This is a genomic window from Leifsonia sp. HAY1-4F (assembly GCF_056755275.1).
Genome location: NZ_JBNDHX010000064.1, coordinates 1 through 22,178, shown reverse-complemented (window position 1 = coordinate 22,178; position 22,178 = coordinate 1). Strand labels below are relative to the sequence as shown.

Genomic DNA, 22,178 nt, shown 5'->3' with positions numbered 1-22,178 from the left:
CCAACCGTTCGGTGGAGCAGGTCAACAAGGACATCGACCGCGACAAGATCCTGTCCGCGGACGAGGCCCTCGAGTACGGCCTGATCGACCAGGTGCTCACCAGCCGCAAGCAGCTGCCGGCACTGGTCAAGTAGTAGCCTTCGCTGCATGGCGGAACGGGGCGGTCTCTTCGATGACCGCCCCGTTCGTCGTCTCTACGCCGACCCGGAGGCGGTCTTCGACCCGTCGGTCTGGCCGGCGTCGATCCCGGCCGTCGCCCAGTTGCTGCGCGAGGGCTTGGAACTGCCGCATGGCGACCTTCCTGGTGGGCGAGAACGGGAGCGGCAAGTCGACCATCATCGAGGGCATCGCGACCGCATACGGGATGCCGCCGGAGGGTGGCAGCACGAACGGGTCGCACGTCACGCGACCCAGCGAGTCGCCGCTCGGCGGCTGGCTGCGCACGGAACGCAGCCTCGGAACGCCCAAGTGGCGCTTCTTCCATGGGCTTCGACTGCCTGGACGAGCCGGAGGCGGCGCTCTCGTTCGGATCCACGCTGACGTGGCTCTCCGAGCTGAACGACATGGTGGGTCGCGGCACGCAGGTGCTGTGCGCGACGCACTCGCCGATCCTGGCCGCGCTGCCCGGAGCGCACATCCTGGAGCTGGGCGAGTGGGGGATGCGCGAGTCGCGGTGGGAGGACCTGGAGATCGTCACGCACTGGCGGTCGTTCCTGGACGCACCCGAGCGCTACTTCCGTCACCTGCTGTGACCTGGGCGCTGTAGGAACCGGACCGATCTGCTGCGAGCAGAATCGCCGCGTGAAGCAATTAGGCGCGAGGTGCGCGCCATTGTCGGCAGCGCGGGTTAGGCTCGACGGAACAGACACGACGAAGGTGGGGAGAGGGATGGCACGCATCGGGGAAAGCGCCGATCTGCTCAAGTGTTCCTTCTGCGGCAAGAGCCAGAAGCAGGTGCAGCAGCTGATCGCCGGTCCAGGCGTGTACATCTGCGACGAATGCGTCGAGCTCTGCAACGAGATCATCGAGGAGCGGCTCGCCGAGGCGGGCGAGGAGGCGTCGAGCGAGTTCGACCTTCCGAAGCCGAAGGAGATCTTCGGGTTCCTGGAGGAGTACGTCATCGGCCAGGAGGCGGCCAAGCGGGCTCTGGCTGTGGCGGTCTACAACCACTACAAGCGGGTGCGCGCCAAGCAGACGATCACGGCCGCCGATGCGATGGACGACGTCGAGATCGCGAAGTCCAACATCCTGCTGATCGGCCCGACCGGATGCGGCAAGACCTACCTCGCGCAGACGCTCGCCCGCCGGCTCAACGTGCCGTTCGCCGTGGCGGACGCTACTGCGTTGACGGAGGCCGGCTACGTCGGCGAAGACGTGGAGAACATCCTGCTGAAGCTCATCCAGGCCGCCGACTACGACGTCAAGCGGGCTGAGACCGGCATCATCTACATCGACGAGGTCGACAAGATCGCCCGCAAGGCCGAGAACCCGTCGATCACAAGGGATGTGTCCGGCGAGGGCGTGCAGCAGGCGCTGCTGAAGATCCTGGAGGGCACCGTCGCGTCGGTGCCGCCGCAGGGCGGGCGCAAGCATCCGCACCAGGAATTCATCCAGATCGACACCACGAACGTGCTCTTCATCGTGGCTGGCGCGTTCGCGGGCCTCGAAGAGATCATCTCCTCACGGGCAGGCAAGAAGGGCATCGGCTTCGGCGCCCCGCTGCACTCCAAGGGCGACGACATCAACCTCTTCAGCGAGGTCCTGCCGGAGGACCTGCACAAGTTCGGTCTGATCCCGGAGTTCATCGGCCGCCTCCCGGTCGTGACCACCGTGACCCCGCTCGACCAGGATGCGCTCATGCAGATCCTGACCGAGCCGAAGAACGCGCTGGTCCGGCAGTATCAGCGGATGTTCGAGCTCGACGGCGTGCAGCTCGAGTTCGAGCACGACGCTCTCGAGTCCATCGCCGACCTGGCCGTGCTTCGCAAGACGGGCGCCCGCGGGCTCCGCGCCATCATGGAGGAGGTGCTCGGCCCGATCATGTTCGAGGTGCCGTCCAGCTCCGAGGTGGCACGCGTGGTCGTGACGAAGGAGGCTGTGCTCGAGAACGCGGCGCCGACCATCGTCCCTCACCGTCCGCGTCGCGAGGAGAAGTCGGCCTGAGCAGCGGCGGTCTGCAGCTCAGCCGTTCAGGCCGCGGCGCTTGAGCAGCGGCTCGATGTCCGCATCCCGTCCGCGGAAGTCGCGGTACGCCTCGAGCGGGTCCTTGGAGCCTCCGACGCCGAGCAACCGCGAGCGGAAGCGGTCGCCGTTGGCCCTGGTCAGCCCACCGTTCTCACGGAACCATTCGACCGTGTCGGCGTCGAGCACCTCGCTCCAGATGTACGAGTAGTACCCGGCGTCGTATCCGCCGGAGAACGTGTGCGCGAAGTACGTGCTCGAGTAGCGCGGCGGCACGCCGGGATTGTCGAGGCCGGCGGTCGTCAGGGCGTCCGCCTCGAAGGCTGCGACATCGGTGACCGTGTCGTCGGCGGTGATGCGGTGCCAGGCCTGGTCGAGCAGGACAGCGGCGAGGTACTCGCTCGTCGCGAAGCCCTGGTTGAACGACTCCGAGGCGTGCAGCTTGTCGACCAGCTCCTGCGGCATCCGTTCGCCCGTCGTGTAGTGGACGGCGTAGTTCTCGAGGACCTCCGGCCACAGCATCCACATCTCGTTGACCTGGCTCGGGAACTCGACGAAGTCGCGGAAGACGTTCGTCCCCGCGAACTTCGGATACGTGACCCGTGCGAAGAGGCCGTGCAGCGCATGCCCGAACTCGTGGAAGAGCGTGTTCGTCTCGTCGTACGTGAGGAGTGTCGGCTCGCCGGCGCCGGGCTTCGGCACATTGAGGTTGTTGACGACGACGGTCGGCGTGTCGAGCAGAGCGGACTGCGCGACGAGGGGATTCATCCACGCGCCGCCGCGTTTCGAGTCGCGTGTGTAGAGGTCGAGGAGGTAGAGCCCCAGCTCCGACCCGTCCTCGTTGCGGACCTCGAACACCCGAGCCTCCGGGTGGTACGCGACGAGGTCGGGGCGCTCCGTGAAGCTGAGGCCGTAGAGGCGGTTCGCCGCGAAGAACACGCCGTCGTGCAGCACGCGTTCGGCTTCGAAGTAGGGGCGCATCGCTGCCAGGTCGACGTCGTACTTCTCGGCGCGGACCTTACCGGTGAGGTACGCCCAGTCCCAGGCGCGGACCGCGTCCGCCTCGCCGTCGCCGTCGTCCAGCTGCCGCTGCAGGTCGGCCTGTTCAGCGGCGGCGTTGCGGGCGGCCGCCGGCGCGAGCCGTCCGAGCATGTCCGCGACGGCCTCCGGCGTGCGGGCGGTCTCATCGGCGGTGACGTAGGCGGCGTGCGTGTCGAAGCCGAGCAGGCGGGCGCGCTCGGCGCGAAGCCGGGTGATCTCGAGCACGAGGTCGCGGTTGTCATGGTCTCCGCCGCGAATCCCTCGGGCACGGGAGGCGCTCATGATGCGTTCACGCGCCTCCCGCCGGGTGAGGTCGGCGAGCCACGGGTGGCCGGTGGGCAGCACGAGGGTGACCACGTATTTTCCGTCGAGTCCGCGATCGGCGGCCGCCTGGGCCGCGGCGGAGAGCTCGCCTTCGCCCAGACCGGCCAGCTCGTCCGCGGTATCGAACACGACGGCGAGGTCGTTGGTGTCGGCGAGGAGGTTCTTCTCGAAGCGCGTGGTGAGCGTGGACAGGCGCTGGTTGTACGCGCGCAACCGCTCCTTGTCCGCATCGTCGAGCCCGGCGCCGGCGAGCGTGAACTCGGTGTGATACCGCTCGACGAGGTAGCGCGACTCCGCGTCGAGGCCCAGGTCGTCGAGGCGCTCGTGAAGCGACGCGATGCGCGCGTACAGCGCCGGATTCAGGCGGATGGCGTCGTGGTGCGCGGAGAGGAGCGGAGCGATCTCCTCCTCCAGCTCGTTCGTGAAGTCCGTGCTGTCCGAGGAGCTCTTGTTGAAGAAGACCTCCGCCACCCGGTTGAGCGTCTGACCCGACCGCTCGAGGGGGAGCATCGTGTTCTCGAACGTGACGGGCTCGTCGGAGGCGACGATCGCTTCGATCTCGGCCAACTGCTCCTGGAAGCCCTGCTCGAAGGCCGGGCGATAGTGCTCATCCCGGATCTCCGCGAAAGGAGGCAGCTGGTAGGGGAGCGTGCTCGGCGAGAAGAAGGGATTCGCGGTGTCGGCCATCTGCTCAGCCTAGACAACCCGAGTGGCCGGGCAAGGGAAGCATACAAAGCAATCATTGCAAAGAAAAGACTGCAAAGAACAGGTTGCAAAGAACCCTTGGCATTGCTAACCTGAGGGCATGACAAACGAGGAAGCGCCCGTCGATCCGAGCGCCGCGGAAGCGCGGGCGCCCTGGCAGAATGCCCTCGACCTGACTGCTCTCCGCGCCCTAGCGCACCCGCTCCGGGTGGAGATCATGAACGAACTCTCGGACTTCGGTCCGGCGACCGCCAGCATGCTGGCCGAACGGCTGGGGGAGTCGAGCGGGGCGACGAGCTACCACCTGCGTCAGCTGGCCAAGCACGACATCATCGTGGAGGACACGGAGCGCGGCTCGGGACGCGAGCGCTGGTGGCGGATGGCTCCGGGCGGCGTCACCATCGGCTCGCCGGAGACGCTCGGCACTCCCGCGGGCCGAGAAGCGAACGAGTTGATCTCGCTCGGCTGGCAGCAGAACAACGAACGTCGGCTCGCGACCTTCCTGCGGCGCGGACTCGACACCTTCGGCTTCGAATGGATGGAGGCGAGCACGCTCTCCACCTCGCATCTGGAGGTCACGCGCGAGCAGCTGGCGGAGTTGGGGCGTGAGTACTACGCGCTCCAGGAGCGGTTGAAGGAGAAGTGGAAGGCGGCCACCGACAGCGGCGCGAAGGACGCCGGCGCAGCGACTCGGGCCGCGGTCGACGAGCGGGGCGAGCGGGGCGAGCGCAAGCGCGTCCAGATCCAGTTCAACGCCTTCCCCCTGGTGGAGCAGGAGGACCGCTGATGGCCGCGGCGGCGACTCCACTGGGCGCAGGTTTCGCCCGGCTGTGGACCGCTGCGATCGCCAGCAACCTCGCGGACGGTCTCGGCCGCACGGCCGTCCCGCTGATCGCGACGACGCTCACCCGCGACCCGGCGCTCATCGCCGGCGTGAGCGCGGTGACGTTCCTGCCATGGCTGCTCTTCGGCATCCCCGCGGGAATGCTCCTCGACCGTGTCGACCGCCGGATCGCGATGGCTGTGGCGAACTCGCTGCGCTTCGCCGTCGCCGCCGTGCTCGCGGTGCTGATCTCGACCGGCACTCTGACCATCTGGCTGCTCTACGGCTGCGTGCTGGCCTTCGGGCTGGGGGAGACGGTCTTCGACAACGCGACGTCTACGGTCGTCCCCGCACTCGTCTCCCGCGACCAGCTGGACCGCGCGAACGGGAGGATGCAGTCGGCTGAGATCACCATCCAGAATTTCATCGCCACTCCGATCGCGGGATTCCTGTTCGCCGTGGCGATCGTGCTCCCGATCTGGCTGACCGGCGCCGGCTTCCTGGTGGCCGGGATGCTGGCGTTGAGCATCCCGGTCGCCGCCGCGCACGCTCACCAGCCGGACCGAGTGGAGGGGATGCTCGGCACCAGGCCGTCGCTTCCCGCGGTCATCGGCTTCCTCTGGCAGCAGCGCTTCCTGCGCTGGATGATCGTGCTCACCTCGACCACGGCGTCCGCGCTCGCGTTCGCGCAGGGGAGCGTCGTCCTGCTCCTGCTGCAGACGTTCGCCGTCCCCGCGGCACTGATCGGTGTCGTGACCGCTGCGGTGGGGGTGGGCGCGCTGGCGGGCGCGCTCGTCTCCAGTCGCTTCGTCGCGCGTTTCGGCCGCGGCCCCGTGATGTTCTGGTCGATCCTGGTCAGCGGCCTGGGCATCCTCGGGGTAGGGCTCAGCACTAACGTGTGGGCCGCGATCGCCGCCTACGCCGTCGGCGCGTTCGGGGTCGCCGTCTGGAATGTGCCCTGGGGCGCCCTCCGGCAGGCCGTCATCCCGAACGCCATGCTCGGCAGAGCCCTCGGCATCGTCCGCACCATCGGCTGGGGGATGACTCCCATCGCCACCGTCCTCGGCGGCTTCGTCGCCCGCATCGACCTCCGGCTGCCGTTCGTCATCGGCGGCGGCCTCGTGGTCGTTCTCGCGCTCGTCGCGTCCCGTCTGATCCTGTCGGCGTCCGCTCAGGTGCCGGCTGCCGAACCCATCCCGGAAGGACAACCGTCATGACTGCGGTCCCGGTCTCCGTCTATCGTCCCCTGACCCGCCGTTTCGCCCTGCGCCTCGGACGTGCGCTCATCGCCTGGGGCGTGCGTCCCTTCGACGCGGTGGCGTACGCCGAGCGGGTCGCGCGCGTCGAGCGGACACGGGATGCTGCTATCCGCGCATGCCCGCAGCTGCGGCTCTGACGCAGCGCGTCGACCCGCGCGCTATGCCTCGTCCACGTCGTAGTCCGACGTGTCGACCTCGACCGGCTGCGTGATGGTCGCCGAGTCCTCCTGCGGGTTGTAGTGGATCTCGGTGCCGTCGTCGAGCGTGACGACCGGCTTCGCCTCGAGCCAGGTGAGCGTCCAGTTCCAGCCGGTGGTCTCGACGTCCGTGGCCACGAGCTCCTCCTCGACCGTCTGCACGGCGAAGGCGACGACCTCGGGCAGGGAGGCGGGGGCCTGTCCGCCGACGGCCCAGCGGGTTCCGAGCTGCATCAGCCGCGTCCCGCCGTCGTGTGGGCCGCTTCCGCGTCCCCGGTCTCGGACTGCCCGCCTGAGGAGTCGGCGCTCTCCGCCGGTTCGCCGCCCTGTCCGCTCGCGCGGGCCTTCGTCAGGTCGATCTCGTAGGTGACCCACGATGTACGGCTCGCGACGTCGTCGTAGAGCTTCTGCGCCGTTGTATTGTCCTGCGCGGTGATCCATTGGACCACCCCGAGTCCCCGCTCCTCGGCGAGCGATCGTGCCTTCTGGATGAGCGCGGCGCCCACGCCCCGGCCCCGCTCCTCGTCGACCACGAACAGGTCGTCCACGAACAGGCCTCGGTCGCCCTCAAGCGGGCGCGCGAACTCCCGCACGTGGGCGAGACCGAGCACGCGTTCGCCGTCGGCGGCCACGTAGCCACTCTCCTCGTGATCGGCGTCCGTGAGCCAGGACCACAGCAGAAGTGCTTTCTGGTCGGTCAGCTGGGTGTTATAGAACTCGGCATACTTCGCGTAGACATCGAGCCAGGCGAAGAAATCGCCGTCCCTGACCGGTCGAACCTCGATCGACATGGATTCCTCCGTTCGCATGGGCGCGCCCGGTTGTGAATCCGGTGCGTGCTCCGACCATATAACGGTCAGGTTCAGGGGACGAGATCGTATGTGACCCAGCTTGTCTTCTCAGCGAACCTGTCGTAAAGGCGCCGCGCTGTCGCATTGTCCTTCGCCGTGATCCAGCGCACGACCGACAGGCCGCGATCCTTGGCGGCCTCGCGCAGCGCATCCAGCAGTGCCGAGCCGGCTCCCGCGCCCCGTGCACCGGGCGCCACGAATAGGTCGTCGAGGTACAGACCTTTGCTCCCGTCGAGGGGACGGGCGAACTCGCGCACGTGCGCCAGCCCGATGGGCAGGCCCTCCTCGTCGACGGCGAAGTACGCCTCCAACTCGTTCCCGGAGTCGGAGATCCAGCTCCAGACCAGGAGCGCCTTCTCGTCCGTCACGGGATTTTCGTAGAAGTCGCCGTAACCCGCGTAGAGGTCGAGCCAGGTGAAGAACTCGTTGTCCTGCACCGGTCTGACGGTCACCGTCATCGTTCCTCCTCGCTCGGGGCCGTGGCCAGCACGATATCGGTGACCACCAGCTCATCGGCGGAGGCGAACCGCAGGTCGTCGATTCTGCCCACCGAGCGGAGATCGCCCGCTGCGGCCTCGACGGCCGCGATCTCGGCAGGAGGTCCGGCGATGACGGCCGAATCGACCGGCGTGCGCTGCGATGCCTTCGCCGCGGTCTTGGCACCACGGATCCCGGTCAGAGCCCGGCCCACGATCGCAAGGACCTCGCGGTCGGAACTCCACTCCTGCGCCGTTTCGGTCGCGTGCGGCCAGGCGGCGACGTGGACGGATCCCTCCTGGAACCAGCTCCACGCCTCCTCCGCCGCGAACGGCAGCACCGGCGCGAGCAGCCGCAGGAAGGCCGACAGGGCGATGCGGAGGGCGACGAGGGCCGAGACCTGCTCGGCGCTCGCCTCGCCGTACGCACGCTCCTTCACGAGCTCGAGATAGTCGTCGCAGAACGTCCAGAAGAACGTCTCGGTGATCTCCAGCGCCCGCGCGTGGTCGTAGCCCTCGAGCGCGGCCGTCGCGTCGGCGACCACACCGGCGAGGTTCTGGAGCATGCTGCGGTCGAGCGGGCTGGTCACCTGATCGAGGTCGAGCGAGGCGGGCTCGTCGAATCCGAGGATGAACTTGGCCGCGTTGAGCAGCTTGATCGCGAGCCGGCGCCCGATCTTGATCTGGGTCGGATTCTGCGGATCGAACGACGCGTCGGTGCCGAGGCGGCTGGACGCGGCCCAGTAGCGCACCGCGTCGGATCCGTGCCGCTCCAGGATGTCGGCGGGCGTGACCACGTTGCCCTTGGACTTCGACATCTTCTTGCGGTCCGGGTCGACGATGAAGCCGGAGAGGGCGGCGTTGCGCCAGGGTGCGACATCCGCCTCCAGCTTCGCGCGCAGCAACGTCGAGAACAGCCAGGTCCGGATGATGTCCTGGCCCTGAGGACGCAGATCGAAGGGGAACACGACGTCGAACAGCTCGTCGTCGGTCCCGTTCGGGCCGCGCTTCCAGCCTCCCGCGAGCTGCGGCGTGAGCGAGGACGTCATCCAGGTGTCCATCACGTCGTGCTCGCCGATGAAGCCACCGGCCTGGCCGCGCTGCGCCTCGTCGAAGCCGGGCGCAGTGTCCGAGGACGGGTCGACCGGGAGCTGGTCCTCGGTCGGCAGGATCGGCTGGTCGAAGACCGGATTTCCCTCGGCGTCCAACGGGTACCAGATCGGGATGGGCACGCCGAAGAAGCGCTGGCGCGAGATCAGCCAGTCGCCGGTGAGGCCGTTCACCCAGTTCTCGTAGCGAATCCGCATGAAGTCGGGGTGCCAGTCGATCTCGCGGCCGAGCTCGATCAGCCGCTGCCGCAGCTCCTCGTCGCGCGCGCCGTTCTTCACGTACCACTGGCGGGTCGAGACGATCTCGAGCGGGCGGTCGCCCTTCTCGAAGAACTTCACCGGGTGCTGGATGGGCTTGGGCTCGCCGACGAGATCGCCGGAGGCGCGCAGCAGCTCGACGACCGCCTGCTTGGCCGAGAACACCGTCTTGCCGGCGAGCTCCGCGTAGGCCGTCCTGCCGGCCTCCGTCGTGACCGCCTCGGGCGGCTCCGGGAGGATGCGGCCGTCGAAGCCGATGATCGTCCGGTTGGGCAGGTCGAGCTCCCGCCACCAGGTCACGTCGGTGATGTCGCCGAACGTGCAGATCATGGCGATGCCCGATCCCTTGTCCGGCTGGGCCAGGTGGTGGGCGACGACCGGCACCTCCACGTCGAACAGGGGGGTGCGCACGGTCGTCCCGAACAGGGGCTGGTAGCGCTCGTCGTCGGGATGCGCGACCAGCGCGACGCAGGCGGGAAGCAGCTCCGGCCGGGTCGTCTCGATGAAGACGGGACCGGCGGGGCCGTGGAAGGTCACCCGGTGGTAGGCGCTCGGCTGTTCGCGGTCCTCCAGCTCGGCCTGCGCGACGGCCGTGCGGAACGTGATGTCCCACAGCGTCGGCGCCAGCGCCTGGTAGGCCTCCCCGCGCTCGATGTTGCGCAGGAACGCGAGCTGCGAGACGCGCAGCGAGTCGTGGCCGATGGTCCGGTAGGTCTGCGACCAGTCGACCGACAGGCCGAGCATGCGCCAGAGCGCCTCGAACTGCTTCTCGTCCTCGACCGTCAGCCGCTCGCACAGTTCGATGAAGTTGCGGCGCGAGATCGGCTTCTGGTCGGCGGCCTTCGTGCTCTTGTTGTCTCCGCCTTCGAAGGGAGCGACGAAGTCCGGGTCATAGGGGAGCGACGGGTCGCAGCGGACGCCGTAGTAGTTCTGGACGCGCCGCTCGGTCGGCAGCCCGTTGTCGTCCCAGCCCATCGGGTAGAACACCTTCTGGCCGCGCATGCGGTGGAATCGCGCCACGACATCCGTGTGCGTGTAGCTGAAGACGTGGCCGATGTGGAGCGACCCCGAAGCGGTCGGCGGCGGAGTGTCGATCGAGTAGACCCCGTCGCGGCCGGCTGCGAGCGCCGCATCCCGGTCGAACCGGAACGTGCCGTCGGCCTGCCAGCGCTCACCCCACTTCGACTCCAGTCCCTCCAGTGCGGGCTTGTCGGGTACGCTGTGCGCGCTCATGAGGGTCCTCCGAGTCGATATGTACGGCACCGTGTCCACGGGGTGCCTGAGTGTGGGATCCCGTCAAGCGTACCGAAAGCGCTCACACCTCGTCGACGATGGGCTTCCTCCGGGCGGCGTACAGGGCGGCGACCAGGGTGATCGCGGACATGACCGCGAGCACGATGCCAGGGTGCCACCAGGCGTTGCCGGTGGCCTGGCCGAACACCTGGGTGAGCGCAGGCACGAACGAGGTCAGCAGCGCCGCGATGCTGTACGCGACCGACAGGCCGCTGTAGCGGACCTCGCTCGGGAACAGGTCGGACATCAGCCCGCCGAGCCCCGCCCATGAGAGCGTCGGCAGGATGCCGCCGACGATCATGCTGCCGACGAGGATGCCGAAGGTCGCATACTGCAGCAGGAAGTACATCGGGAACGCGACGATCAGCGTCCCGATCGCGCCGATGGCGACGACCCGCGCGGACCCGATCCGGTTGGCCCACAGCCCGAACAGCGGGATGGTCACCAGCTGGAGCAGCCCGCCGATGGTGGTCGCGACGAGGAGGTCCTGGTAGGGGAACTTCAGCACCGCCGTGCCGTAGCCGACCATGTAGGTGTTCATCAGGGAGTAGGAGCCGATTCCGAGGATGGCCGCGCCGATCCCGATCACGAACCCGGCCGGAGCCTTCACGAACACATCGAGGATCGGGAAGCGGTCGCGCGTCCCCGTCTCCAGCAGCTTGCGGAACACCGGGGTCTCGTCGATCGACCAGCGCAGGTAGAGAGAGACGAGCAGCAGCGGGAACGCCGTGAGGAACGGGATCCGCCATCCCCACGACGCGAGGTCGGCCGACGACATGCTCAGGGTCAGCACGATGAACACGACGGCGCTCAGGATGGAGCCGACCGGCGAGCCGAGCTGGGGGAGCGCCGCGTAGAAACCGCGACGCTTCGGGTTGGCGTACTCCGTGGCGAGGAGGATGGAGCCGCCCCACTCGCCGCCGACCGAGAAGCCCTGCACCAGACGCAGCAGCACGATCGCGATCGCGCCGAACCATCCGGCCGCCGCATACGTCGGCAGCACGCCCACCAGTCCCGTACTGATGCCCATGAGCAGGATGGTGATCAGCAGGGTCGGGCGGCGTCCGATCCGGTCGCCCAGGTTCCCGAACACGATCGCGCCGATCGGCCGGATGACGAAGCCGGCGGCGATGGCCAGGAAGCCCGCGAGCGCGCCCCCGAACGAACCGAGCGGGGTGAAGAACAGCGGGCCGACGAAGAACGCGGCGAAGTACGCGTAGAGGTAGAAGTCGTACGACTCGAGCGCCGTTCCGACGAACGATGCGATGGTGACGCGGCGGGCGGTCCCCGGGGTGATCCCCGGGCGGTCGGTCTCGCTGCGGACGGGGCTGGTGGTGGTAGTCACAGGTGTCCTTCGGAACGGATTAATATGTGGACCGGGTCCAATAATTGCACGAGGGGGGAACGCAGGATGGCTCTCCCGCATTCCACGCGACCGTCCGGCTCCGGTCGTCCGCGCTCGTCCTCGCGCGGCATGATCGCCGAGGCGGCCGCCGAACTGTTCCTCGAGCAGACCTACGCCCGCACCACCGTCGACGACATCGCGCGCCGCGCCGGCGTCAGCCGGGCCACCTTCTTCAACTACTTCGCCGCCAAGAGCGACCTCCTCTGGCTGGAGGTGGATGAGGCGCTCACCGCTTTCGACGCGACCGCCGCCGACGTCGACCCGGCGCTCCCGCCGATGGATGCGGTGCTCGAGGCGATCACGCGGCTCGCCGATTCCTTCGGTCCAGGACGCCTTCCGCTCGCCGTCACCCAGGTCGAGCTCATGGGGACCGACGCGGAGCTGCAGGCCTCGGCGCTGCCGCGTTTTCTCGGGCTGGTGCGCAGCCTCCAATCGTTCCTCGCCGCGCGCACGGGTGCGTCGGCGGACGCTCTGCTCCCGCGTGCTGCGGCCACGGCCGTCGTCGGCGCCGCCGTCTCCGCTGCCGCCGCGTGGGCGCGGGCGGGCGTTCGCCGCGGTCCGCTCACCCCGCTCGTCCGGGCCGCCGTCGCGCCGGTCTGCGCCGGCTACGCCGACCTCCTCGCCTGACGGCTCCTCGCGTCGCAACTGCTGCCTTTCGTCACGACTGCGGCTGCGCGAGCACCCGCAGTCGTGACGAACCACCGCATTCGCTCGCGAACGGGACGGGCGAGCCCCGAACCCGGTACGATGGACGCACAGACACTGACCCGGCCATCACCGGCGAGTCTTCGGAAGAACGGCCGTCGCGCAAGCGGCGCTCACTAGAACCGAACGGGTCCGGCCCGTCACAGCCGAAGAATGAGAGGCTCCGTCCGGCACCGGCGGCGGGTGGGGCAAGCGGGGTGGTACCGCGACGGGCGTGCGAACGTCCGGCGTCCTCGTGCAGCACGAGAACCTGCCAGGAGTGAGATGCCGTACCCCAAGTCCGCCGCGGACGATGAGTCGCAGCGCCCCGACGTCAGCGCGAGCCCGGTCTTCCCCGAGATCGAGACCGACGTCCTGAAGTTCTGGGACCAGGACGGGACCTTCCGCGCCTCCATCGACAACCGGCACGACGCCGAGGAGTGGGTCTTCTACGACGGCCCTCCCTTCGCCAACGGCCTGCCGCACTACGGTCACCTGCTGACCGGCTACGCGAAGGACGTCTTCCCGCGCTTCCAGACGATGCGCGGCAAGAAGGTGGAACGCCGCTTCGGATGGGACACCCACGGTCTCCCCGCCGAGCTGGAGGCGGAGCGGCAGCTGGGCATCACCGACAAGAGCCAGATCGAGGAGATGGGGCTCGCCGCCTTCAACCAGGCCGCGAAGGACTCCGTGCTGCACTACACCCGGGAGTGGCGCGAGTACGTCACCCGCCAGGCGCGCTGGGTCGACTTCGACAACGACTACAAGACGCTCGACGCCACCTACATGGAGTCGGTCATCTGGGCGTTCAAGCAGCTGCACGAGAAGGGTCTCGCGTACGAGGGCTACCGCGTGCTCCCGTACTGCTGGCGCGACCAGACCCCGCTGTCCAACCACGAGCTGCGGATGGACGACGACGTATACAAGATGCGGCAGGACCAGACGGTCACCGTGACCTTCCCGCTGGTCGGCGCCAAGGCGGAGTCCCTGGGCCTCACCGGCGTCCGTGCTCTCGCCTGGACCACCACGCCCTGGACCTTGCCGACGAACCTCGCCCTCGCCGTCGGTCCCGACATCGAGTACGCGGTCGTCCCGTCGGGGCCGAACGGCGCCGCCGACTCGTACGGCGAGCCCGACCAGCAGGTGCTGAGCGGGCGCTACCTTCTGGCGACCAGCCTGGTCGGCAACTACGCCAAGGACCTCGGCTACGAGTCGCCCGCCGACGCTCTGGCCGCCGTCTCCGGCACGGTCCGCGGCGCTGAGCTCGAGGGCGTCGAGTACGACCGCCTCTGGGACTTCTACGCCGACACCGAGAAGTGGGGCACCCAGAACGCCTGGCGCATCCTCGTCGACGACTACGTCACCGTCGAGGACGGTACGGGCATCGTCCACCAGGCGCCCGCCTACGGCGAGGACGACCAGCGCGTCACCGAGAAGGCCGGCATCCCGGTCATCATCTCGGTCGACGACGGCGGCCGGTTCCTGCCGGACGTCGCGGAGGTCGCCGGCCTGCAGGTCTTCGACGCCAACAAGCCCCTCACCCGGATGCTGAAGGAGGAGGGCCGACTGCTTCGCCAGGCGAGCTACGAGCACTCGTACCCGCACTGCTGGCGCTGCCGCAATCCACTCATCTACAAGGCGGTGTCGAGCTGGTTCGTGCGCGTCACAGACTTCCGCGACCGGATGGGCGAGCTCAACCAGCAGATCACCTGGGTGCCCGAGAACGTCAAGGACGGCCAGTTCGGCAAGTGGCTGGCCGGCGCCCGCGACTGGTCGGTGTCGCGGAACCGCTACTTCGGGTCGCCCATCCCCGTGTGGAAGAGTGACGACCCGGCGTACCCGCGAGTGGATGTGTACGGGTCGCTTGCGGAGCTGGAGCGCGACTTCGGCCGCCTGCCGCTCAACGCGGCGGGCGAGCCGGATCTGCACAGGCCGTTCATCGACGACCTGACCCGCCCGAACCCGGACGACCCGACCGGCCGCTCGACCATGCGCCGCATCCCGGACGTGCTGGACGTGTGGTTCGACTCCGGGTCGATGCCGTTCGCCCAGGTGCACTACCCGTTCGAGAACCGGGACTGGTTCGACAGCCACAACCCGGCGGACTTCATCGTCGAGTACATCGGGCAGACCCGCGGCTGGTTCTACCTGTTGCACACGCTCGCGACCGCGCTGTTCGACCGTCCGGCGTTCAAGAACGTCATCAGCCACGGCATCGTGCTCGGCAGCGACGGGCAGAAGATGTCGAAGTCGCTGCGCAACTATCCGGACGTGAACGAGGTCTTCGACCGCGACGGGTCGGATGCGATGCGCTGGTTCCTGATGTCCAGTCCCGTGCTGCGCGGCGGCAACCTCGTCGTCACCGAGGAGGGCATCCGCGAAGGGGTCCGTCAGGTCCTGCTCCCGCTGTGGAACACGTGGTACTTCTTCTCCCTGTACGCCAACGCGACGGGCTACGACGCCAAGCGGTCCACGGCATCCAGGGATGTGCTCGACCGCTACCTGCTCGCCAAGACGCGCGATCTGGTGGAGGCCGTCACCGCCGATCTGGACGCGCTGGACTCGACCCTCGCCGCCGCCAAGCTGCGCGACTTCGCCGACGTGCTCACCAACTGGTACGTGCGGCGCTCGCGCGACCGGTTCTGGGCCGGCGTCGACGAGTCGGGAGCGGGGTCGGAGGCGTTCGACACGCTCTACACGGTCCTGGAGACGTTCACACGCGTCGCCGCGCCCCTCCTCCCGCTCGTGAGCGAGCGGATCTGGAAGGACCTCACCGGCGGCCGCAGCGTGCACCTCACCGACTGGCCGGAGGCGGACGAGTTCCCGGCGGACGACGCCCTGGCGGATGCGATGGACCGCATCCGCGCGATCAGTTCGACCGCGCTGTCCCTGCGCAAGCAGGCCGGCCGGCGCGTGCGTCTTCCGCTCGCGTCGCTGACCGTCGTGGCGGCCAACGCCGAGGCGCTGCGTCCGTTCGAGGGCATCCTGCGCGACGAGCTCAACGTCAAGTCCGTGGAGCTCGTGGAGCTGCAGGACGACAGCGCCGCCCGCTACGGCATCACGAGCAGGCTGACGGTCAATGCGCGCGCAGCAGGCCCGCGCCTCGGCAAGCAGGTGCAGCAGGTCATCCAGGCCGCCCGGGCGGGCGACTGGACGGAGATCGACGGCCTCGTGACGGTCGGCGGCATCGAGCTGGCGGAGGGGGAGTACGACCTCGTCCTGGAGACGGCGTCCGGCGGCGACGGCACCGCGGCTCTTGCGCTACTCGCCGGTGGCGGCTTCGTCCTGCTCGACACCGCGACCACACCGGAGCTGGAGGCGGAAGGGCTCGCGCGGGACATCATCCGTGCCGTGCAGGACACGCGGAAGGCAGCCGGGCTGGACGTGAGCGACCGCATCCGCCTCGACCTGGCCTTCGAGCACGAGGACGATGCGCGCGCGCTCGACCTCGCCGTCGATGTCGACATCGCGGCGGAGACGCTGGCCCTGGCGGTGCAGCTGTCGGCCGCCGAATCGTCCTCCGACGGCGCGTCCGACGACGGCGCGACGTTCGAGCAGCGGTTCGGGGCAGGCCAATTCGCCAACGCCGGTGCCTTCACCGTCGGCGTGACCAAACTGTCATGAGGCTGAGCATGAGGATTCTGGAGGAGAAGCGGTGACCGACGAGGGAGACTTCCGAGAGCGCGCCGAGGCCGTGTACCAGGCTCTGCTGGCGCGCGTCGGCGAAGGCGCGCCCGAGCGACGGCTGGATGCCACGCGCCGCGCCGTCGAACTGCTGGGCGATCCGCAGCGCGCATACCCGATCATCCACATCACCGGGACGAACGGGAAGACGTCGACGAGCCGCATCGCCGAGAGCCTGCTGCGGGCCTACGGGCTCCGCACGGGCCTGCTGACGAGCCCGCACCTCGTGCGCTTCAACGAGCGCATCATGATCGACGGCGAGCCGATCGACGACGAGTCGCTGGTGCGCAACTGGGAGGACATCACCCCGTACCTCGACATCGTGGATGCTGAGCTCACGGACGCGGGCAAGGCGCCGCTGACGTTCTTCGAGGCCCTGACCGCGCTGGCATACGCCGCCTTCGCAGATGCTCCCGTGGATGTCGCGGTGATCGAGGTCGGCATGGGCGGCGAGTGGGACTCCACCAACGTCGGCGACGGCCAGGTAGCTGTGTTCACGCCGATCGCTCTGGACCACACCAAGGCGCTCGGCGACACGGTCGAAGCGATCGCCCGCACCAAGTCGGGCATCGTGAAGCCGTCCGCCGACGTCGTCTCGTCGGCCCAGGCTCCCGAGGCCGACCGGGTGCTGCGCGAAGCGGCCGCACTGACCGAGTCCACGTTCTCGGAGCAGCCGCGCGACTTCGACGTCGCATCCACCCGGGTCGCTGTCGGCGGGCAGCTCGTGACCGTGCGCGGTCGTGCCGCGACCTACGAGGACGTCTTCCTGCCGCTGTACGGCGACCACCAGGCGCAGAACGCCGCAGTCGCGGTCGCTGCGGTCGAGACCTTCCTCGGCCGCGGGACGCAGCCCCTGAAAGCAGACCTGGTCGAGGAGGGGTTCGCGACAGCAACCTCGCCCGGCCGGCTGCAGCTGATCGGCATCGAGCCCAGCATCCTCGTGGATGCGGCCCACAACCCGGCGGGCGCAGAGACCCTCGCCGAGGCGCTCCGCAGCTATTTCGACTTCGACGAGATCACGTTCGTCCTCGGCATCCTGGCCGACAAGGATGCGCGCGGCGTCGTCCGTGCGCTGGCTCCCGTGGCGACGCAGTTCTTCGTCACCCAGCCCGCCTCCGATCGCGCGCGGGACGCCGAGGAACTCGGCGACCTCGTGCGCGAAGAGGTCGGCGACGAGGCGACCATCGTCTACGCCGACGCGATCGACGCCCTCGAGTCCGCCCGCGACTGGGCGGGCGAGGAAGGCCGGCGCGCGGTGGTGGTCGCGGGCAGCATCGTGCTCGTCGGCCAGGCCATGGCCTACGCCGAGGAGCAGGAGTGGAAGAAGGCGGCGTCGTGACGGACGCTCCCGCATCCGGGCGCCCTCCACGCTCTCAGCGGCGTCAGCGGTCGCTCCGCGAACTGCTCGGCTCCATCGTCCTCGGCTTCGAGCTGCTCGTCGTCTTCCTCGGAGCGCTCGTCCTCTTCGGACTGCACTCGCTGCCCGCCGCAGTGGCTCTCGGCGGGGGAGCGGCGCTCATCGTGCTTACTATCGTCGCGATCGGACTGCTCAGGAACACGGCCGGCGTGGTGCTGGGATGGGTCATCCAGCTGATCGTCGTGGCGGCCGGACTCCTCGTCCCCGCCTTCTTCATCGTCGGCGCGATCTTCACCGCCATGTGGGCGTACTGCATGATCGCCGCCGCGCGCATCGACCGAAACAACAGGGCCGCTCCGGCGGCCGACAACGGAACGGAGAACCCATGACCAGTGCCGTCGAAGAGACCCTCGTGCTCATCAAGCCGGACGGAGTCGCCCGCAATCTCACGGGTGAGATCCTGCGCCGCATCGAGGCGAAGGGCTACTCGCTCGTCGACATCCGGATGCTGCAGGCCGACCGCGAACTCCTCGCGCACCACTACGCCGAGCACGAGGGCAAGCCGTTCTACGAGCCGCTGGTCGAGTTCATGGAGTCCGGCCCGATCGTCGCCATCCGCCTCGCGGGCAACCGCGTGATCGAGGGCTTCCGCTCGCTCGCCGGAGCCACCGATCCGACCACCGCGCTGCCGGGCACCATCCGTGGCGACCTCGCGCGCGACTGGGGCCTCAAGGTGCAGCAGAACCTCGTGCACGGCTCCGACTCGCCCGAGTCCGCCGCCCGCGAGCTCACCCTCTGGTTCGGCTGACCCCTCCGTCGTCCGTCGCCCCCACCCCGCCACATTCGTCACGAATGTGCACGTGGCGCGAGCGCAGGGCGACATTCGTCACGAATGTGCACCTAGCGCGAGCGCAGGGCGACATTCGTCACGAATCGCGGGCGGGTCAGACGAAGGCGCGGTGGATCCAGTCCAGCTGGATCTGCGCCAGCACGGCGACGATCGCGTACGAGACGACCGTGATGAGCGGCACCCAGCCGTACAGCGTGCGCGCCACTCGGCGCGCACGCTCCGGGAGGCGGATGTTGCCCTCCTTGAGGTTGTAGAGCGTCACCGCCCAGAAAGTCGGGATGGTCACGGTCCAGGTGACCATGCACCAGGGGCACAGCACGTTCAGCACGGTGATCGATTCCGTGATCAGGAAGATCACCAGCACCAGCGCGAGCAGCACGCCCACGTTGAACGTGATCCAGTACCAGCGGGCGAAGGGCGCCCGGACGGCCAGCAGGCCGACGCCGACGGCGACCGTGGCGGTCCAGCCTCCCAGCCCGATGAGGGGATTGGGGAAGCCGAGCAGATCGCCCTGCCACGAGTTCAGGTTCTTCGCGCATCCCACCAGGACATTGAAGTTGCACGACAGCTGCGCGTTCGGATCCTGCAGCAGATGGATCTTGTCGAGCGTGAGCGCGAAGGCGGCCGCGAACCCGATCAGTCCGGCAACGATGAGGAATACGGCGAGAGCGGTCGGGCGGCGGTACGCGGCCTCGGCAGGGCTGGCTGACACCCTCGGATTATGGCATGACGCCTGCGTGTCGCCCTGGGAACGGACCCGAGTCGTCCTCGGCGCGTGCGATAATCGTTGGAGCAGTCGTTGCGGCCGAGGCCGGAAACAGCGACAGAAGGCTTGAGGGCGCCCAGAGCGCCCGTTGAAATGCCGGCCGTGGAGGCCGGTGGTGACCATGAGCCGGATGCAGGCCGCGCCACGAGCCCGGAGGCATCCGAACAGGATTGAGGGGGGCGCCGCACGCGCCGCCTCCCGACGGAGAGTACCCGGGGAGCGGGGAGCCGCACCGGTCGAGGAGTGCACCAGCGATGGTGGATAACGAAAATTTCGAGAACACGGACAACGACGAGACGGAGACGGGAGGACGGAAGCGCAAGGGGCTCTTCGGCACGCGACGCGTGGTGAGGAAGTCTCCGCAGGCGGCGAACGCCGACGCTTTCGCACCTCCGACGCCTCCTGAGCCCGTCGCCGATCAGCCGGTCGCGGCCCCGTCGAACGCCGAGGGTGCGATCGCGGCTCAACCGACCGCCGGTCAGCCCGACGTCGACGCGCCCACGCAGGAAGCGGCCGAGCCCGCGCCCTCGGGGGCGCTCGAGCCGCCGGCCCTCCCTGAGCGGCACGGCGAGCCCGAGGTCCCGGCGGCTGCCGCCGCCCCCGGCCTCCCGCCGACGACCCTGCTCTTCCAGGCACCCGACGTGCTGCCGCTGCCCCCGCTCGCGGAGACGGACGAGGAGCCGGCCGGCGGTGTCCGCCGCCGTTCGCGCCGCCGCGCCGGCGAGACGGCCCGCGACGACGCCAACGACCCGGCCAACACCGTGGTCAAGGTGCGCGCGCCACGCGAGCCTGAGCTCATCACCGAGCCGCAGAAGGTCAAGGGCTCCACGCGCCTCGAGGCCAAGAAGCAGCGCCGGCGGGATGGGCGGGATGCCGGCCGTCGCCGTCCCGTCATCACCGAGGCCGAGTTCCTGGCCCGCCGGGAGTCCGTCGACCGTCAGATGGTCGTCCGCTCGAAGGGTGGCCGCATCCAGATCGGCGTGCTGGAGGACAAGGTGCTGGTCGAGCACTACGTCGCCCGCTCGCAGGAGGCGTCCCTGATCGGCAACGTGTACCTGGGCCGCGTCCAGAACGTCCTGCCGAGCATGGAGGCCGCGTTCGTCGACATCGGCCGCGGCCGCAACGCCGTGCTCTACTCCGGCGAGGTCGACTGGGATGCCGCAGAGACCGGCAATCAGCCGCGCCGCATCGAGCTGGCGCTGAAGCCGGGCGACCGCGTCCTCGTCCAGGTCACCAAGGACCCGGTCGGCCACAAGGGCGCCCGCCTCACCAGCCAGATATCGCTGCCCGGCCGCTACCTCGTGTACGTGCCCGGCGGATCCATGAACGGCATCAGCCGCAAGCTCCCGGACACGGAGCGCGCGCGCCTCAAGAAGATCCTCAAGGAGGTGCTCCCCGAGAACGCCGGCGTCATCGTCCGCACCGCGGCCGAGGGTGCCACCGAGGAGCAGCTGACCCTCGACGTCACCCGGCTCACCTCCCAGTGGGCCGACATCAGCACACGGGTCGAGTCGCAGCAGGCGCCCGCCCTGCTGCACAGCGAGCCGGACCTGCTGATCAAGATCATCCGCGACGTCTTCAACGAGGACTTCCAGAAGCTGGTGATCGCCGGCGACGACGCTCGTCAGACCATCGAGAACTACCTGCGTCAGGTCGCCCCCGACCTGCTCGACCGCGTCGAGCCGTACACCGGGGAGCAGGACGCCTTCGACGAGTTCCGCATCACCGAGCAGATCGAGAAGGCGCTGGAGCGCAAGGTCTGGCTCCCGTCGGGCGGTTCGCTCGTGATCGACCGCACCGAGGCCATGACCGTCGTGGATGTGAACACCGGCAAGTTCGTCGGCTCCGGCGGCAACCTGGAGGAGACGGTCACCAAGAACAACCTGGAGGCCGCCGAGGAGATCGTCCGGCAGCTGCGACTGCGGGACATCGGTGGCATCATCGTCGTCGACTTCATCGACATGGTGCTGGAGACCAACCGCGACCTCGTCCTCCGCCGACTGGTGGAGTGCCTGAGCCGCGACCGGACGAAGCACCAGGTGGCGGAGGTCACGTCGCTGGGTCTCGTCCAGATGACCCGCAAGAAGCTGGGCCTCGGCCTGCTGGAGACCTTCAGCGAGGCGTGCGAGGTCTGCGCCGGCCGCGGAGTCGTCGTCCACCACGATCCTGTGGTGAAGCACCGACAGCCGCAGCAGCAGCCGCAGAACGACCGTCGGCGCGGCCGTGGCGGGAACGGCCCGATCACCGGCAGCGGCGGGTCGAACGGCGCCGCAACCGGAGCGGGCCACAACGGCACGCACGCCATCACGGACGATGCGAAGAACGCGCTCGCCAAGATCGCCGCCTCCACCATCCACCACGACGACGAGGCCAAGCCGCAGGAGAGCCCGGCGGAGGCGCAGCCGGTCAGTGGCGCGACCGCCGACGTGTCGCTGCCGGAGGCCACGGGGCCGAAGAAGCGCCGCCGGAAGGCCAAGGGCGGCATCGACCGTCCGCGGGCGGACGCCGCAGCCCCGACGGGCACTCAGGCAGCGACGGATGTCCCGGCCGCAGAGGCTGCGGACACGCCGGCGGAGGAGCCGCACCTCCCGTTGCTCGACCTGCCGGAGCCCGCCGTCGTCCCGTCGACCCCGCGTCCGCTGCCTCAAGAGGCCGAGCTGCTGCTCGACTCCGTGCTCGACGCGCTCCCGGCGCCGAAGGAGCCGGGTCAGGGCCGTGGCCGCAGCCGCCGGGCGAGCACGACCGTCATCGCAGGCGGCGAGCTCGCGCCCAAGGGCGAGTAGCCATCGAATGGTCCCGACACTGTCTCTTATACACATCTCCGAGCCCACGAGACACTCGCTAATCTGGGGGGGGGGCGTTTGTTTTGAGGGGGGGGGGGGGGGGGGGGGGGGGGGGGGGGGGGGGGGGGGGGG

General features: G+C 69.0%; 20 protein-coding genes. 12 read left to right on the top strand and 8 right to left on the bottom strand.

All coding sequences use genetic code 11. The annotated features are described in order from the left end of the window. Positions 1-134: ATP-dependent Clp protease proteolytic subunit (locus ACPYOG_RS12845; RefSeq protein WP_481294585.1), on the top strand; the 134-nt coding region annotated here is incomplete at its 5' end. Here ACPYOG_RS12845 and ACPYOG_RS12840 read toward each other — a convergent pair. Beyond that, positions 127-444 carry a hypothetical protein gene (locus ACPYOG_RS12840; RefSeq protein WP_481294584.1) on the bottom strand — a complete coding sequence of 106 codons (318 nt, stop codon included), beginning with the start codon at positions 442-444 and terminating at the stop codon, positions 127-129. The genes ACPYOG_RS12845 and ACPYOG_RS12840 overlap by 8 nt on opposite strands. A gap of 38 nt (positions 445-482) precedes the next feature. Here ACPYOG_RS12840 and ACPYOG_RS12835 point away from each other — a divergent pair, with 38 nt between their 5' ends. Then, positions 483-752, top strand: a complete 270-nt coding sequence (locus ACPYOG_RS12835) for a hypothetical protein (RefSeq protein WP_481294583.1) — start codon at positions 483-485, stop codon at positions 750-752. Between the two features lie 136 nt (positions 753-888). Then, positions 889-2,163: an ATP-dependent Clp protease ATP-binding subunit ClpX gene (gene clpX / locus ACPYOG_RS12830; protein ID WP_192628810.1), complete on the top strand. Its 1,275-nt coding sequence runs from the start codon at positions 889-891 to the stop codon at positions 2,161-2,163. Positions 2,164-2,181: 18 nt separating this feature from the next. Here clpX and ACPYOG_RS12825 read toward each other — a convergent pair whose 3' ends face one another. Then, positions 2,182-4,233, bottom strand: a complete 2,052-nt coding sequence (locus tag ACPYOG_RS12825) for a M3 family metallopeptidase (RefSeq protein WP_481294582.1) — start codon at positions 4,231-4,233, stop codon at positions 2,182-2,184. Between the two features lie 118 nt (positions 4,234-4,351). On the opposite strand from ACPYOG_RS12825, the gene ACPYOG_RS12820 reads away from it, so the two are divergent. Genes ACPYOG_RS12820 through ACPYOG_RS12810 form a run of 3 tightly spaced genes read left to right on the top strand, consistent with a single transcriptional unit; the run spans position 4,352 to position 6,470 of the window. Continuing rightward, positions 4,352-5,038: an ArsR/SmtB family transcription factor gene (locus ACPYOG_RS12820; protein WP_481294581.1), complete on the top strand. Its 687-nt coding sequence runs from the start codon at positions 4,352-4,354 to the stop codon at positions 5,036-5,038. Then, complete coding sequence (locus ACPYOG_RS12815) at positions 5,038-6,291, top strand: MFS transporter (protein ID WP_481294580.1); 1,254 nt, start codon at positions 5,038-5,040, stop codon at positions 6,289-6,291. The genes ACPYOG_RS12820 and ACPYOG_RS12815 overlap by 1 nt, the downstream gene beginning before the upstream one ends. Further along, positions 6,288-6,470, top strand: coding sequence for a hypothetical protein (locus tag ACPYOG_RS12810; RefSeq protein WP_481294579.1), 183 nt, complete (start codon positions 6,288-6,290; stop codon positions 6,468-6,470). The genes ACPYOG_RS12815 and ACPYOG_RS12810 overlap by 4 nt, the downstream gene beginning before the upstream one ends. Positions 6,471-6,491: 21 nt before the next feature. On the opposite strand, the gene ACPYOG_RS12805 is transcribed toward ACPYOG_RS12810, so the two are convergent. The 5 genes from ACPYOG_RS12805 to ACPYOG_RS12785 all read right to left on the bottom strand — a co-directional run bounded on the left by ACPYOG_RS12805 (position 6,492) and on the right by ACPYOG_RS12785 (position 11,862). Further along, positions 6,492-6,764: a hypothetical protein gene (locus tag ACPYOG_RS12805; RefSeq protein WP_481294578.1), complete on the bottom strand. Its 273-nt coding sequence runs from the start codon at positions 6,762-6,764 to the stop codon at positions 6,492-6,494. Continuing rightward, positions 6,764-7,321, bottom strand: a complete 558-nt coding sequence (locus ACPYOG_RS12800) for an N-acetyltransferase family protein (RefSeq protein ID WP_481294577.1) — start codon at positions 7,319-7,321, stop codon at positions 6,764-6,766. The genes ACPYOG_RS12805 and ACPYOG_RS12800 overlap by 1 nt, the downstream gene beginning before the upstream one ends. Positions 7,322-7,392: 71 nt before the next feature. Continuing rightward, complete coding sequence (locus ACPYOG_RS12795; protein ID WP_481294576.1) at positions 7,393-7,839, bottom strand: N-acetyltransferase family protein; 447 nt, start codon at positions 7,837-7,839, stop codon at positions 7,393-7,395. Beyond that, positions 7,836-10,457 carry a valine--tRNA ligase gene (valS, locus tag ACPYOG_RS12790; protein WP_481294575.1) on the bottom strand — a complete coding sequence of 874 codons (2,622 nt, stop codon included), beginning with the start codon at positions 10,455-10,457 and terminating at the stop codon, positions 7,836-7,838. Before valS ends, ACPYOG_RS12795 begins: the two co-directional genes overlap by 4 nt. Positions 10,458-10,539: 82 nt before the next feature. Beyond that, complete coding sequence (locus ACPYOG_RS12785; RefSeq protein WP_481294574.1) at positions 10,540-11,862, bottom strand: MFS transporter; 1,323 nt, start codon at positions 11,860-11,862, stop codon at positions 10,540-10,542. Between the two features lie 66 nt (positions 11,863-11,928). Here ACPYOG_RS12785 and ACPYOG_RS12780 point away from each other — a divergent pair, with 66 nt between their 5' ends. The 5 genes from ACPYOG_RS12780 (at position 11,929) to ndk (ending at position 18,455) form a co-directional block, all read left to right on the top strand. Beyond that, positions 11,929-12,549, top strand: a complete 621-nt coding sequence (locus ACPYOG_RS12780) for a TetR/AcrR family transcriptional regulator (protein WP_481294573.1) — start codon at positions 11,929-11,931, stop codon at positions 12,547-12,549. A 342-nt stretch (positions 12,550-12,891) separates the two neighbouring features. Continuing rightward, positions 12,892-16,230, top strand: a complete 3,339-nt coding sequence (gene ileS / locus ACPYOG_RS12775) for an isoleucine--tRNA ligase (protein ID WP_481294572.1) — start codon at positions 12,892-12,894, stop codon at positions 16,228-16,230. Between the two features lie 31 nt (positions 16,231-16,261). Then, positions 16,262-17,629: a bifunctional folylpolyglutamate synthase/dihydrofolate synthase gene (locus ACPYOG_RS12770; RefSeq protein WP_481294571.1), complete on the top strand. Its 1,368-nt coding sequence runs from the start codon at positions 16,262-16,264 to the stop codon at positions 17,627-17,629. After that, positions 17,626-18,036: a DUF4233 domain-containing protein gene (locus tag ACPYOG_RS12765; protein ID WP_481294570.1), complete on the top strand. Its 411-nt coding sequence runs from the start codon at positions 17,626-17,628 to the stop codon at positions 18,034-18,036. Before ACPYOG_RS12770 ends, ACPYOG_RS12765 begins: the two co-directional genes overlap by 4 nt. Then, on the top strand, positions 18,033-18,455 hold the full coding sequence (ndk, locus tag ACPYOG_RS12760) for a nucleoside-diphosphate kinase (protein ID WP_481294569.1): 423 nt from the start codon (positions 18,033-18,035) through the stop codon (positions 18,453-18,455). The genes ACPYOG_RS12765 and ndk overlap by 4 nt, the downstream gene beginning before the upstream one ends. 136 nt (positions 18,456-18,591) lie before the next feature. On the opposite strand, the gene ACPYOG_RS12755 is transcribed toward ndk, so the two are convergent. Then, the gene (locus ACPYOG_RS12755; RefSeq protein ID WP_481294568.1) at positions 18,592-19,209 is read right to left on the bottom strand and encodes a vitamin K epoxide reductase family protein; all 618 of its coding nucleotides are present in this window, start codon (positions 19,207-19,209) and stop codon (positions 18,592-18,594) included. A 308-nt stretch (positions 19,210-19,517) separates the two neighbouring features. Between ACPYOG_RS12755 and ACPYOG_RS12750 the strand changes: the two genes are divergently transcribed. Further along, a complete protein-coding gene (locus tag ACPYOG_RS12750) occupies positions 19,518-22,046 on the top strand; it encodes an Rne/Rng family ribonuclease (protein ID WP_481294567.1) in 2,529 nt (842 codons plus the stop codon). Positions 22,047-22,178: the final 132 nt, after the last annotated feature.